This window comes from Kordia sp. (assembly GCF_965224175.1).
Classification (GTDB): domain Bacteria; phylum Bacteroidota; class Bacteroidia; order Flavobacteriales; family Flavobacteriaceae; genus Kordia.
This window is the reverse complement of record NZ_OZ245041.1, coordinates 968,732-982,590: the sequence shown is the minus strand read 5'-3', so window position 1 is coordinate 982,590 and position 13,859 is coordinate 968,732. Positions and strand designations below refer to the sequence as shown.

Sequence of the window (13,859 nt, the reverse complement as noted above, 5' to 3'; positions counted from 1 at the left end):
ATTTGAAAATAGCTATTGTATGTTACCCAACATTTGGAGGTAGTGGCGTTGTTGCTACTGAACTAGGAATTGCCTTAGCCAACAGAGGACACGAAATACATTTTATTACCTATAAACAGCCTGTTCGTTTGGCTTTACTAAGCGAAAACATTCACTTTCACGAAGTAAACGTACCAGAATATCCACTATTTCATTACCAACCATATGAATTAGCTTTATCGAGTAAATTGGTAGATATGGTAAAACTTCATAAAATCGATTTACTACACGTACACTATGCCATTCCACACGCATACGCAGGTTATATGGCAAAAAAGATGTTGGCAGAAGAAGGAATTACAGTACCTATGGTAACGACGCTTCACGGAACTGATATCACTTTAGTAGGAAGTCATCCTTTTTACAAATCGGCAGTAACATTTAGTATTAATAAATCGGATGTAGTAACGTCGGTTTCAGAAAGTTTAAAGCAAGATACATTACGTTTATTTGACATTAAAGGTGAAATAGATGTTGTTCCTAACTTTATTGATGTTACCAAATACGATCATGGTTTTACGGATTGTCAACGAAGCCTGATGGCAACGGAAGAAGAAAAAATTGTAACTCATGTTAGTAATTTCAGAGCCGTAAAACGTATTAGTGATGTTGTAAAAGTATTCTACGAGATACAAAAAGAGATTCCTGCCAAACTAATGATGGTTGGTGAAGGTCCTGAAAAAGAACCTGCAGAAAGGCTATGTGAAGAACTAGGGATTTCTGACAAAGTTATTTTCTTAGGAAATAGCAATGAAGTAGATAAAATATTATGTTTCTCTGATTTGTTCCTGCTGCCATCAGAAACGGAAAGTTTCGGACTAGCGGCACTAGAAGCAATGATTTCTTCTGTTCCTGTGATATCGAGCAATACAGGAGGAATTCCAGAAGTAAACAAACACGGCGTTTCCGGATACCTAAGTAATGTGGGAGATGTATATGATATGTCGCGCAATGCTTTAAAAATCTTAAAAGACGACAAAGAACTTGAAAAATTCAAAATAGCAGCCAAAGAACAAGCTTTACAATTTGATATCAATAAAATTGTACCTGTGTATGAGTTTATTTATCAAAAGGCATTTGAAATGGCGTAATGTAATGTGTTTTTTTGAACGGACTTCGGTAGTATTTTGAAAATCATTCACTTGTAGCGAGATACGTTATTCGTAAAATACAGTTATTTTGAATGAGTTTGCTATGCAAATTCGTATCGAGAAGTACGTTGATATGTTTCGATATGTAAATACGGTGACTTTAAGAGATTGTATTTGTTTTACTTTGAATTAATATTGTTAGTATAAGTTACTATTTATTTCTTCCATTTTGGTTTCTCTTGATTGAGAATGTTGGTACATAATTCTTCAAGAGTTTCTAATTGCATATTTTCGTAAATAGCATTTTCCATAAAAGCAGAACCATCATAAAACTCTTCAACTCTTCCGAAATAATCTGACGAAGAATCACAACATAAATAAATGTTTCCTTTGTCACCTCTTATACCTATAAAAATCCAAGGTTCTATTTTTTTTCTTTCATCATTAAGCGTTGACCAAAGACTAATATCACTTATGGTACTTTCTATACAACCAAGTGTTCCAAAAAAAGAATATGAATGATCTATGTCAATTAGAAATCCATGAGGAAAAGATTTTAAAAGTTGCGCATAGGAATCAGGAATCTTAAATGATGTATAATATTCACCAGTTATTTCCATATACGTATCTCTGAAAATATTGCCTAAATATTCAGCAAACTGTTCATTTTTTTCATACTCTTGAAATTCTCCTGATAATTTTATGTTCAATTTTTCAATTAGTCTTTCGTCCATAGTATCTTTTATGATGAAATTTAGATAAATTTTTAGTTGATATCTTAATCAATTACACATGATAGGAATTCCTGTTATTTTTAAAACTACAATTTTCTCATTCATGGGCAAAATCATCCGAAGAATTTTTAATTTTTTCAATACTATTTCGTTTGGCGCGATATTCATTTTTTGAATAATATCATTTCAAGTGAATGTACGGCATACATTTATTTTGAGATGCATTTTGATAATAATATCTAAACTTATTTCGTAGATCATAGATTCAGACAACAAAACCATAGATTTGGAAAAGTATTCCTGTCAACAGAATCGCAACTTTGTATTGTAATTAAAAAAACAATACAGTTATGAGTACAAAAACAGCAATCATTACAGGAGGAAGCCGCGGATTAGGAAAAGACATGGCAATCAATTTAGCACAAAACGGAATCAATATTATCTTTTCATATCATAGCAATATTGAAAAAGCAAATGAAGTTATTGCTATCGTAAAATCTTTAGGTCAAAAAGCAGTAGCATTTCCATTTGATGCAAATCAACACAAAAGCGGTCAAGAGTTTCTAAAACAAGCTACAGATTATTTACAGAAAAAAAACAATTCACCAAACTTTGATTTCCTCATCAACAACGCAGGTACAGGGACATACAATCTTGTAGCAAACACGACAGAAATACAGTTTGATGAAATGATGAATATACATTTAAAAAGCATCTATTTCTTTACGCAAGCTGCATTACCATTTCTAAACAACCATGGTCGTATTATCAATATATCTAGTGGATTGACACGTTTTAGTTTTCCAGGAATGTCTGCATATGCAATCATGAAAGGTGGTATTGAAATCTTTACAAGATACTTAGCAAAAGAATTAGGCGGACGAAAAATCACAGCAAATGTGGTAGCTCCTGGCGCTATTGCTACAGATTTTGGAGGCGGATCAAACAAACAAGCAGACAAAGTAGCGATTATATCAAATTTGACAGCATTGGGCAGAGTAGGAGAAGCGGAAGATGTTGGCGGCGTAGTTGCTTTTTTATGTTCAGACAAAGCAGGCTGGATCAACGGACAACGTATTGAAGTTTCTGGTGGAATGCTTGTTTGATACTTAAATAGTGAGTTATGAGTATTGACATTGTTTGAAACGTCATTGTAATAATGATAAGGAATCTAAAATCCACTACTTGTCAAGTTCGTAGAAAATTGTATCGAGAATAGCTATAAGTTTCCAAATATATTTTGTTACTAATTTTTAGAAAAAATTCACTCGACATAACGTTTGAAATGAAGAAATATACTTTGAAACGTAATTGCGAGACGAAGTCGTGGCAATCTGTTGTTGCAAATAACGAAAACGTATTATTACAAACAGATCACCATGTCGCAAACTCTTCGCAGTGACGTTTTAAAACTAATTAAGCATAAACATACATAGAAAAAACATTCGTGTATATAGACATGAATCATAAAATAGAAGTATTTTTAACAGACAATACAGCTCCAATGAAAAACCTAAAACATTTTAAAACAATAAGTGATTACCATAAATTTGCAAACATCAATGCACCTGATCATCCATTGATCAGTTTGGTAGATTACACTAAATTGCAGTATCCTTCAGGTATAGAAAATTTGCAGTTGATGAAGGAATATTATACGATTGGACTGAAGCGTAATATTCCGTATAAATTTTTTTATGGTCAACAAACTTATGATTTTGATGAAGGTATCATGACATTTATTGCGCCTAAGCAAATAATAAGTTTATCCAGCAATCCTAATATAAAGCACAAACCATCCGGTTATTTATTATTAATTCATCCAGATTTCTTGTGGAATTCAAGTTTAGCCAAGCAGATGAAGAATTATCAATTCTTTGGATATACTGTAAATGAAGCGCTATTTCTTTCAAAAAAAGAAGAGCAGCAAATGATAGAAATTTTACATAATATTGAAAAAGAATATCAATCAAGCATAGACAAGTTTAGCAATAAAATCATTATCTCACAATTAGAACTATTGTTAAATTATGCTGAACGTTTTTACGAACGACAATTCATCACACGAAAAATTTCCAATCACCAACTTCTAGAACAATTGGAAACCTTATTGAATACTTATTTTTCAGATGAAACTACCTTAGAAAAAGGATTACCAACAGTACAATGGGTTGCAGATAGCCTGAATTTGTCACCAAATTATCTAAGTAGCATGCTAAAATCGTTATCCGGACAAAGCACACAACAACACATTCATCATAAACTAATAGAAAAAGCGAAGGAACAACTTTCAACGACGCAGCAAAGTATCAGCCAAATTGCGTATAGTTTAGGTTTTGAACGTCCAGCATCATTTACCAAACTCTTTAAAAACAAAACAAAAATGTCTCCCATGGAATTTAGGAAGACATTTAATTAAATCCTATATTTTAAAAACTCAATTTTGCCACAATTTGTTCATCTTTTGATTTTGTCAATCGAATGATCTTTACTTCTTTGCGCTGTTTCAATGTACCATAATACGTATATAAAGTTACTTTCATAAAAGTTGGATTCTCAATCTTCTGATAACGATCACCAAAGTATTTAATCTTTACAAAATAATCACCTTTAATAGCATCTTTTAATATAAACTCTTCAGGTCCAAAACCTTGTGTCATGTCTTTAGAAATTTGTCCGCCAATTTTAGTACGTGTATGTTTATACGAGCATTCTTCTAAGTTAGGATCTATCACATGCAAATCAATATCAGTATCATTATGATTCCAGTCTACAACAATACGCACATCAAATTTTTCAGGAGTTAATTCTGTTGTATCGTCTACCTTACTTGTATTAATATCTTTTCCATACTTAGAAATCATACGTTCCATTTCATGTTCTATAATGGTATTAAGACCTTTAAAAACACGTCTTTTAGTGCCTTTGTAAATCTTACCAGAATGTACACGCTCAAGCAAATCGAAAGCTTCCTGACATTCACCTAAGTTTTCGTGTGCCAACGCCAAATCACGGTACGATTGTACATCTTCAGGACGTAATTCCAACACGCGTTGAAACATAAAAAAGGCAAGCTTATGTTGATCGATGGCTTGTAATTGATATCCGTATACTTTCAATAATTCATAACTATCAAAATCTGTTTCCGCTATGTTTGACAGAATACGATTTGAATAGATTTCAGCATTTAATTCCTCTCTAAAGAAATTAGAAACATCTACATAATACGCTGGAATTTCTTCATATTTAGTACGCTGCAATAAATAAAATTCATACGCTCTTTTTTTAGATTTAAATGCTCGTAATTCAATAATATAAGGTGCTTTTAAAGTCTGATCAGCAACTTCTAATTTTCTACGATTATGAGTATTTCTATTGACAGTTTGAGTTACACCTGATTGTGTTGTATTACCAGAACCATTTGTAATCATATTTCCATCTGCTCCAACATAAAAAGTAATGGGCAAAGTATATCGAACACTTACATTTCTATTGCGCTGTTTTCCAGGAATCATCGTTGGTAAAATACGCAACATACGTTTAATTTCTTCTTCAATACGCTGATGTGGTGCTCTTACTCTTATATCTTGAATAATACCTTGTGGATTGATCGTAAATATGGCATACACACGTTGTCTGCCTTCAGGGAAATTAAGATCATTTACCAAAGAAGTATTGAAATTCTGCTTGATATGTTTCTGCATTTTTTCAGCAAAGCAACGTTTGCGGTCAATTGTTGCTGTAAACTGTTCACAACCTGGAAAAATAGGAGATTCTTCAATCATTATGAATGGAATTTCTTCGATAATTTCTTCTTCTTCAACTACCTTTTCGTCAGCTTCAACAATTTGAATCTCATCCACAACTTCAATTTCGTCAGTATTTATAAGACCGTTATCTATCTGCATCATTCTTGGTGATGCACTTCGTAGTTGGCGACCATTATTTTGAGTCCCACTAAAACCATCAACATCTTCGGTTTCCATTTCAGTTTCTTGAAACTCTCTGATTTCAGCATCTTCAACAACTTCAATAATTTCTATAGGTTTGTCAACAGCGTCTTTCTTTGCACGTTCTATTTTTGCCAACGCTTTATTATATGCATCCAATAATTCTGCTGGCGGTTTAATTTTATATCGAATATAATCGCTCACTTGTTCTAGTACAATCAGAGAAGTATAATCTGTAACTAAATGATGTGTTGTGGCTAAGTGTATAATATCAGTTTTATTCACTTTTGCATTTTTCTGTAAATAATCGAGACGTTTTTGAGCCCACATTCTTGAAACTCCAGAAACATTTTTTTGCGCTTCTTTCAAATTCAACTTCACACGTTCTGTAATTTTATTATCGTATCCAAAAAGCAATGTAATATCATTATTGGCACTTATATTTTTTCCTGCGATAGAAAACGTATTACCAACATTTGTGATTGTATTTGGATAGATATCAATACTGTTCATAGACGATTCATAGCCTAAATATTGATACTGTTGATACTTTAACGTAGCAAAACCTTCTTGCGCTGATTTTGAAGTCAAATTAATATAACTTCCTCTTGAAGCTTCCGCCATTTTCTGCAACGCAGGATGATTTGATTTTGTCAAACTATTAACCACAATTAATGGTGTATTTGCGGAGTAATTTAAAGCACTTAACGACTGAATTCCATCAGAAAACAACAATACCAAATCACTCTCTTTTATCTTTGTATCTAATACATTATAATTTGTTCCGCCATCATACACAGTAGCAATAAGTTCGTCTTTTAAACCTTTCCAATTTCCATTACGAATGGTAAACGTTTTTGTCGTCAATACAGTATTGCTAAAGGATTTAAAATTGACTTTTACATTCTGTACATATGAAAAATAAGAAGATAATAATGCAATTTCCTTCTCTATATTTCTATCTTTCATTGAAAGTGAAGCATCCCAAAATAGTGTAATTGTTTTAGCTTTATCTCGAATTTTCTTTTGAGGATTTAAAACAAGATGCGAATAAAAATACTTATCAGCAACGAATACTTTTTTGCTATCAACTTTCGTTGGAATTTTAATTAGTAAACTCTTATTTGGGATATAATTTGTCTTTTCTACTTTAGTAGTATAGTTGCGTTTCCAATTAGTAAAATTTAATCCAGATACTTGACCTTTTTCTATAACAGGTTTCTCTTCTTGTTCAAAAACAGTAATAGTAAGTTTGAAGATATCTAGTTTATTTTTAAAATGTAATGGCAAATCAAAATAATAACCATCTTCTTTATACAGTAGTTCTTGTTCGTACGCCAATACTACACGTTTATATCCGTTGGCTGGAATAGGGTAGATGCGTGCTTTGTAATTATTTCCTGTGCCTTTTTCAAGCAATGCAGGATCAACTCTACGACGTACAACATCTTCAAAGGCAATTCTGCCAAGTTCTTTATCAACAACAACTGCTTCCCTGAGTTTTCCGTTTACATCGAGTGCAAACCGAGAAACATTAAAATTCTCTCCAAGGGGAAAAGATAACTGACCTTCTAAAATTTGATCAGTTGGATTATAATACAACATATCGAAAGTTGTAGTGGCTTTATTGCCAATAATTTGAACACTAATATCTAATGAGGATAGACCAACTTGTGTTTTTCCTGTTTTTAAAACAGGAGCTTCTTGTGCGATACTGAGTGCGGTAAAAAGCAGTAACAACACGAATGAGACGAGTTTTTTCATAAAATCGGTTTTTGAGACTAAAGTTTGGAGTCAATAATATCAACTTTCATACCATTTTAAGAAAACTTTAAGACTTAGGTGTTATTGGTATTTAGCTGTTAGTATTTAGTGTTGAGATGTTTCAAAGCGAAATTAGTGCCAATTAAAAGACAAAAGTAAGCCTAAACAACACATTCGTGAATTCGTGACAAAAATATCAGAAACTCAAAAGTCTTTACGCACAACTAACAAATCCACAAAAAACAAACATCCAACTAATGATGTTCATTCACAAAAGCTAAAAACTTATTCCAAGTATCAATACCGTTTTGTCCAGACCAACCATGACCTTCTTGTGGATAAAAAGTAAATTCATGAGTTACACCAAGAGCTGCCAAACGATTGCTTAAATCCGTTCCTTGCGAATTTGGAATCAACGGATCTTGTCCTCCATAAAACAACGCAGTTGGTGGCGCCGAAGCAGTAACTTTATGAAGCGGACTATTTGCTTCTAAAAACGGAATTAGCAGTTCAGACCCAAACAATTCAAAAACTTCTTGAATATAAGTATCGGCAGTATTTAAATAGGCTTCATCTGCAAGATTTGTAGGACCTACAATACTCGCTACCATATTTACATTGGCTTGTGTATCGTAATCATAACTCCATAGCAGCGACAAATGCGCACCAGCACTAGTGCCTAAAAAAGCATAATCTTCAGAAATAATATATTCCTCATTTCTAGCTTTCAAATCTGTAATAATAGAAGTAATATCATTTAACTGCGTAGGAAATGGAGAAGTAGTATTATTAGCTAAACGATAATTAATATTTACAATAGCATACGTTGGTAAATCTTGCTGAATCAATTCTACAAAATTAGCCATATTAGCTTTATCTCCGCTTGTCCAGCCGCCGCCATGCACCAAAATAATCACTTTAGTAGCCAAGGTTCTATTTTGAGGTAAATAAATATCATACACTTGGTCTGCATCTGTACCATATGAAACATCTAATAACGTACGTTGACTAGCAGTTTCTTCGGTAGGATTTGATGTAACAAAATTCATATCTGAATCAGAACTACATGCATAACTCAATAACAGAAATAAACTTAAAATACCAATGTAAAATGACTTTCTCATAATATAGAATTGATTATAATGCTAACGCAATATCCTAAAAAAAAGTATGCAAAAGTCTTAATATTCACTTAAAATTAGAATTACTTGGATAGCTTACTATCAACAACATAGAATGTAATAAATCTGAAAGAACTACTGACATTATGTAATACTAATGTCAGTAGCCTAATATTGTTAATATGGCCAACAATATGGATCACCATTTAAACGACCACACAATCCTGGACAATGTGGCGGTCCACATGGTTGTCCTTGCGTACTTGCAGTACAAACAGTAGAAAGTAAAAGTCTACCACCTTGAGTTTGTTTTTGTTGTTCCTTATCAATGACAGAAACACCTTTAAGGTTTAAAATTGTTTTTAACATGATATAAAGTTTTTTGTTTTTATAAAACGTAAGATTTTTAAATCAAAAAGACTTACGGTAATGCCATATTTAACAAAAGTATAATGCTTTTAACGGCTTACAGAGAGATTCAAAAAGGAATGTGTATTATTACCAAAAATCAATTACATTTGTGTAATTCGAGTAATAAATACCTTATGGCTGAATTTATCAAAATATATAACGAAAACCCTAATCCTAAGGAAATCAAAAAAGTTGTAGATATTCTACGAAATGGAGGCTTAGTGATTTATCCAACGGATACTGTATACGGTTTGGGTTGCGATATTACAAATACCAAAGCCTTGGAACGTGTAGCACGTATAAAAGGAGTGAAATTAGAAAAAGCAAACTTTTCTTTTATTTGTAATGATCTCAGCCATATTAGCGATTACATTCGTCAAATAGATACACGAACCTATAAAGTTCTCAAAAAAGCATTACCAGGTCCATATACGTTTATATTGCCAGGAAATAACAATCTGCCAAAAGTATTTAAAAAGAAAAAAACTGTCGGAATTCGTGTGCCTGATAACACAATTGCTCGAACCATTGTTCAAGAATTAGGAAATCCTATTGTATCAACATCTATTTATGATGAAGATGATATTGTAGAATATACAACAGATCCAGAATTGATTTTGGAAAAGTGGGACAATTTAGTCGATGCTGTAATTGATGGTGGTTATGGGGATAATGTAGCGTCTACAATAATTGATTTATCTGGTTATGAACCTGAAGTTATTCGTGAAGGAAAAGGTGATATTGATATCATTCTATAAAAAATTGATGAGTATATATTTATGAAGAGTTTAAAAATCATTGGATTTATAATTTTAATAGTTGCCATTGTTGGAGGAATTTATATCTATCCAAAAGCTTCCATGTACTTTTATGGAAAGAAAACAGCTTCTATTACCAAAGAAACAACATTTTATGTACCTAGTAGAACTTCGCTAAAAGAAGTGTTATTAAATTTACAAGGAGCTGGAATTATTGATAGTGAAAGTGAATTTAGAGAATATGCTGCGTTTCGAAACCTAAAGGAAGAAACGCTAGAAGGAGGAAAGTATATTTTTCCAAAAAATGTCACATATAGTAAAATAGTAGAAGATTTGCGTCAAGGAAACGGCGAAAAAGAAGCACAAGTAACTTTTAATAATGCACGTACTAAAAAAGAATTAGCAGAGAAAATTGCCTTGACAGTTGAACTATCAGCAGAAGACATTCTTACATTAGTCACTGACGAAAAATTTACGAGTAAATACGGTTTTACACCAACAACAATCAACACGATGTTTATTCCAAATACTTACAATGTATATTGGGATATTACTGCAGAAGATTTAATTTCGAAACTCGCCAAAGAATACAAGCGATTTTGGACACCAACACGAAAAGCCAAAGCCAAAGCATTAAATATGTCGCAAACAGAAGTATCTACTTTAGCTTCCATTGTAGTTTGTGAAACAATTAAAATGGACGAAGCTCCTAAAATTGCAGGCGTATATGTAAATAGATTAAAAAGAGGAATTCCACTTGATGCAGATCCGACGCTCAAATGGGTTTTGGGAGATTTTGAAATCAAGAGAATTCTAAACAAAGATAAAGAGCTAGATTCGCCATATAACACTTATAAAAACAGAGGTTTGCCGCCAGGACCAATCTACATTCCTTCAGTACAATATATTGACGCTGTATTGAATTATGAGAAGCATGATTATATCTTTTTCTGTGCGAAAGAAGACTTTTCTGGGTATTCCAACTTTGCAAAAACAAATCGTCAGCATGAAATAAATGCCCGTAAGTATCACAAAGCATTAAACGAACGAAAAATTTATCGCTAATGTCAAATTACAATCGTAGAGATTTTGCAAAACTCATAGTTTTAGGCGGAATTGGCTATACTATTTTCTCATGTGCTGAAGATGCTAAGAAAGGAACAACTCCAGAAATAACGAAGGAAGCAGCACCAAAAATGCCTGAATTACTTCCCGAAAACATAAAACTCTATCAAAAGGCAGATGCCGAATACCAAGACTTAACAGTTCGTTTTAACAAACGCATTCAACAAGCACCAACTTATATAGCACAATGTTTCAATACACAAGGTGTTGTAGATGCTGTGCAATTTGCCAATTTTAAAGACTTAAAAGTAGTTGTAAAAAGTGGCGGACATAGTTTCGAAGGATTCTCAAGCACTAACGATGGTTTAGTTGTCGATGTATCTTCCATGAAAAAAATGGAATGGACTCCAGATCATAGCTTAACCGTAGAAACGGGTTGTATCTTAAAAGAATTATACAATGAAATGTTGCCAAAGCGACGCATTTTACCTTCTGGTTCATGCGCAACTGTAGGAATTGCAGGATTGACTTTAGGTGGCGGTTATGGTTTTTTTAGTCGTAAATATGGATTAACCTGCGATAGTTTACAAGCCATTACTTTGGTAGATGGAAAAGGAAAAGTACATCACGAAAGTGGAACATCAGCGATATTAAAAGCATGTAAAGGTGGCGGAAATGGAAATTTTGGGATAGTAACTAAAATGAAATTTAGAACCTATCAAGCACCTAGTTTTTTTCAGGCGTATCGTTGTAAATCCTATAAATTAGATACAGTTAGAGCAAAGAGCTTGTTAAAAACATGGTTTCGGTATACCAATAAACTCCCAAAAACTGCTTTTTCTGCGTTTGTGTTGAATGGAAAAACACTAACCATATTAATCACAAATTATGCATCGGATAACAAAGGAGTGATGGAAATGTACAATGCACTCAAAGAAGTCTCTGATAAAGCTACCATAGGAAGTAAACGTCCTTTAGCTAGAGCTTTAAAAACATTTTATGGTGTACAGCATTCGTTGTATTTTAAAAACGCTTGCGCAGGATTATACAAGGATTTTGCTGAAATTGAAGGTTGTATAGACGATGTAATTTCTAAAGTAATCTCTTCCAGAGGATTAATCTATCAAGTAAATACGCTTGGCGGAAACATCAACTCGGAAACTTCAGAGAAGCGTTCCGTATATCCACATAGAAGTTATCCGTACTTATCAGAATTACAGTCATATTGGGATAAACCTTCACAAGAGGCGAGTCGTTTAGCAGCATTTCAAGCAGTGCAAGATCGTTTTTATAAACATGGAATTCGTGCGCATTACCGCAATTATCCAGATATCAATTTCAAAGACTTTGAAACAGCTTACTACGGAAAATATCTTCCAGAATTAAAAGCCATTAAACAACAACTCGATCCAGACAATCGTATTCAGCATCCGCAGAGTATTTCTTTGTAGCGTATATTTTGATAAACTTTTGACATAAAAAAAAGCGTTCAAACAAAAATTGAACGCTTTTTTATTTAGTTGCCTAAAACTATATTATTTTCCTTCAGCAGAAAGGCTTTTCATTTCTTTTTCAATCATGTCATAAAACTGATCGATTTTTGGTAAAACAACAATACGTGTACGTCTGTTAGTTGCTCTATTTGTTGGAGTATCATTCTCAACTAATGGAACATAATAACTTCTTCCAGCAGCAATCAGTTGTCCAGGATTTACTCCTAATTCTTGTAACACGCGAATAATAGAAGTAGAGCGTTTCACACTTAAATCCCAGTTATCAATCAGTACTCCTTTTTTATATGGTACATTATCAGTATGACCTTCTACCATACATTCAAAATCAGGCTTACTATTTACAACTTTAGCTACTTTTCCAAGTACTTCTTTTGCTTTGCTCGTTACGTTATAACTTCCACTTTTAAATAAAAGCTTGTCCGCAATTGAAATAAATACAACTCCTTTTTCAACATTAATTTCAATATCTGGATCATCAATTCCAACGGCTTTCTTTAAGCTAGAAACAATAGCAAGTGTTACACTATCTTTCTTATTTAAAGCATCCTGTAAACGTGTAATTTTTAAATCTTTCTCTTTCATACTCTCTAACGACTTTTCAAGGTTTTCAGCACCTTTTGTCGTTAAAACAGTCATATCTTTTGTATTTTGAATTAAGTCCTGATTCGTTTTCTTCAAATCAGCTACACGATCTTGTAATGCTTCAGCTTTTGCAGAAGCAGAGGCTTTCTCTTCTAAGCAGGCATTTAATTTAACAGTAGCAGAGTTTAATAAATCTTTAGTTTCCTTATGTCTTGCTTCCAAAGCAGCAAACTCTTTTTTAGAAACACATGATGAAAACAAAATAGACACTGTGGCTGTCAATAAGAGGATTTTCTTCATAAATCTTAATTTTTATATATTAAAACGGTTTTTTCAAAATTTTAACCAAAAGTATTAAAAATGATATGGTTTTTACAAGGATTAACAAACTTTTAAAGGTATAGTTCGTAGTTTTTTTAACATTTCAAAAAGAACTACTTTTTATTACAAATATTGTATTGAAATCATATAATCTTACAGATTTCTATATTTAAATTACAAAATTCTTCTATTTAAAATGGCTATAAATAACAATATAAATCAATCTAACTAAATCGAAATGATAGCTTAAAATTGGTTGTAATTTATAAATGAAATGTATGTGGATTTTGATCAAAAAAATAAAGCAATAAAAATCAAACTAGAAGAAAGTAGTAAAAATTGTTCAATGTCTTGAAAGTATCACTAAACATAATTGTAGTAAAATACAGTCTTCTGATTTTTTTTTTTACTTTCTAAAACACCGAAATTACTATTGTTTATCGATTAACGGTATACTGAAAACTACTTGAATCTGTTGAACTATTTGAATTTTGAGAAATATTAGCTAT

Annotated in this window: 11 protein-coding genes; 6 read left to right on the top strand and 5 right to left on the bottom strand. The window is 32.4% G+C overall.

Going from position 1 to position 13,859, the window contains the following annotated elements; genetic code table 11:
• The first annotated feature begins 2 nt into the window (after nucleotides 1-2).
• Nucleotides 3-1,130 carry an N-acetyl-alpha-D-glucosaminyl L-malate synthase BshA gene (gene bshA / locus ACOQOS_RS04350; protein ID WP_420573743.1) on the top strand — a complete coding sequence of 376 codons (1,128 nt, stop codon included), beginning with the start codon at nucleotides 3-5 and terminating at the stop codon, nucleotides 1,128-1,130.
• Between the two features lie 215 nt (nucleotides 1,131-1,345).
• On the opposite strand, the gene ACOQOS_RS04345 is transcribed toward bshA, so the two are convergent.
• Nucleotides 1,346-1,864: a hypothetical protein gene (locus ACOQOS_RS04345; protein WP_420573742.1), complete on the bottom strand. Its 519-nt coding sequence runs from the start codon at nucleotides 1,862-1,864 to the stop codon at nucleotides 1,346-1,348.
• A 350-nt stretch (nucleotides 1,865-2,214) separates the two neighbouring features.
• Between ACOQOS_RS04345 and ACOQOS_RS04340 the strand changes: the two genes are divergently transcribed.
• Together ACOQOS_RS04340 and ACOQOS_RS04335 are read left to right on the top strand one after the other, a co-directional pair.
• On the top strand, nucleotides 2,215-2,970 hold the full coding sequence (locus ACOQOS_RS04340) for an SDR family NAD(P)-dependent oxidoreductase (RefSeq protein WP_420573741.1): 756 nt from the start codon (nucleotides 2,215-2,217) through the stop codon (nucleotides 2,968-2,970).
• A gap of 353 nt (nucleotides 2,971-3,323) precedes the next feature.
• Entirely contained in the window at nucleotides 3,324-4,283 is a 960-nt protein-coding gene (locus tag ACOQOS_RS04335) for a helix-turn-helix domain-containing protein (RefSeq protein WP_420573740.1), read from the top strand.
• 10 nt (nucleotides 4,284-4,293) lie between these two features.
• Here ACOQOS_RS04335 and ACOQOS_RS04330 read toward each other — a convergent pair whose 3' ends face one another.
• The 3 genes from ACOQOS_RS04330 to ACOQOS_RS04320 all read right to left on the bottom strand — a co-directional run bounded on the left by ACOQOS_RS04330 (nucleotide 4,294) and on the right by ACOQOS_RS04320 (nucleotide 9,068).
• Complete coding sequence (locus ACOQOS_RS04330; RefSeq protein ID WP_420573739.1) at nucleotides 4,294-7,578, bottom strand: VIT domain-containing protein; 3,285 nt, start codon at nucleotides 7,576-7,578, stop codon at nucleotides 4,294-4,296.
• Nucleotides 7,579-7,832: 254 nt separating this feature from the next.
• The gene (locus ACOQOS_RS04325) at nucleotides 7,833-8,702 is read right to left on the bottom strand and encodes an alpha/beta hydrolase fold domain-containing protein (protein WP_420573738.1); all 870 of its coding nucleotides are present in this window, start codon (nucleotides 8,700-8,702) and stop codon (nucleotides 7,833-7,835) included.
• Between the two features lie 174 nt (nucleotides 8,703-8,876).
• A complete protein-coding gene (locus ACOQOS_RS04320) occupies nucleotides 8,877-9,068 on the bottom strand; it encodes a hypothetical protein (protein WP_420573737.1) in 192 nt (63 codons plus the stop codon).
• 176 nt (nucleotides 9,069-9,244) lie between these two features.
• Between ACOQOS_RS04320 and ACOQOS_RS04315 the strand changes: the two genes are divergently transcribed.
• The 3 genes from ACOQOS_RS04315 to ACOQOS_RS04305 are packed head-to-tail and all read left to right on the top strand — an operon-like array spanning nucleotide 9,245 to nucleotide 12,384.
• Nucleotides 9,245-9,868, top strand: a complete 624-nt coding sequence (locus tag ACOQOS_RS04315; RefSeq protein WP_420575128.1) for an L-threonylcarbamoyladenylate synthase — start codon at nucleotides 9,245-9,247, stop codon at nucleotides 9,866-9,868.
• Between the two features lie 21 nt (nucleotides 9,869-9,889).
• Nucleotides 9,890-10,933, top strand: coding sequence for an endolytic transglycosylase MltG (gene mltG / locus ACOQOS_RS04310; protein ID WP_420573736.1), 1,044 nt, complete (start codon nucleotides 9,890-9,892; stop codon nucleotides 10,931-10,933).
• Nucleotides 10,933-12,384 carry an FAD-binding protein gene (locus ACOQOS_RS04305; RefSeq protein WP_420573735.1) on the top strand — a complete coding sequence of 484 codons (1,452 nt, stop codon included), beginning with the start codon at nucleotides 10,933-10,935 and terminating at the stop codon, nucleotides 12,382-12,384. Before mltG ends, ACOQOS_RS04305 begins: the two co-directional genes overlap by 1 nt.
• Before the next feature lie 84 nt (nucleotides 12,385-12,468).
• On the opposite strand, the gene ACOQOS_RS04300 is transcribed toward ACOQOS_RS04305, so the two are convergent.
• On the bottom strand, nucleotides 12,469-13,329 hold the full coding sequence (locus ACOQOS_RS04300; RefSeq protein ID WP_420573734.1) for an OmpA/MotB family protein: 861 nt from the start codon (nucleotides 13,327-13,329) through the stop codon (nucleotides 12,469-12,471).
• Nucleotides 13,330-13,859 lie beyond the last annotated feature (530 nt).

Excerpts from the sequence above, each read along its gene's own strand:
- ACOQOS_RS04345 (WP_420573742.1), bottom strand. The coding sequence starts at position 1,864 with ATGGACGAAAGACTAATTGAAAAATTGAACATAAAATTATCAGGAGAA.
- ACOQOS_RS04320 (WP_420573737.1), bottom strand. The coding sequence starts at position 9,068 with ATGTTAAAAACAATTTTAAACCTTAAAGGTGTTTCTGTCATTGATAAG.
- ACOQOS_RS04340 (WP_420573741.1), top strand. The coding sequence starts at position 2,215 with ATGAGTACAAAAACAGCAATCATTACAGGAGGAAGCCGCGGATTAGGA.
- ACOQOS_RS04315 (WP_420575128.1), top strand. The coding sequence starts at position 9,245 with ATGGCTGAATTTATCAAAATATATAACGAAAACCCTAATCCTAAGGAA.
- ACOQOS_RS04335 (WP_420573740.1), top strand. The coding sequence starts at position 3,324 with ATGAATCATAAAATAGAAGTATTTTTAACAGACAATACAGCTCCAATG.
- mltG (WP_420573736.1), top strand. The coding sequence starts at position 9,890 with ATGAAGAGTTTAAAAATCATTGGATTTATAATTTTAATAGTTGCCATT.
- ACOQOS_RS04305 (WP_420573735.1), top strand. The coding sequence starts at position 10,933 with ATGTCAAATTACAATCGTAGAGATTTTGCAAAACTCATAGTTTTAGGC.
- ACOQOS_RS04300 (WP_420573734.1), bottom strand. The coding sequence starts at position 13,329 with ATGAAGAAAATCCTCTTATTGACAGCCACAGTGTCTATTTTGTTTTCA.
- ACOQOS_RS04330 (WP_420573739.1), bottom strand. The coding sequence starts at position 7,578 with ATGAAAAAACTCGTCTCATTCGTGTTGTTACTGCTTTTTACCGCACTC.
- ACOQOS_RS04325 (WP_420573738.1), bottom strand. The coding sequence starts at position 8,702 with ATGAGAAAGTCATTTTACATTGGTATTTTAAGTTTATTTCTGTTATTG.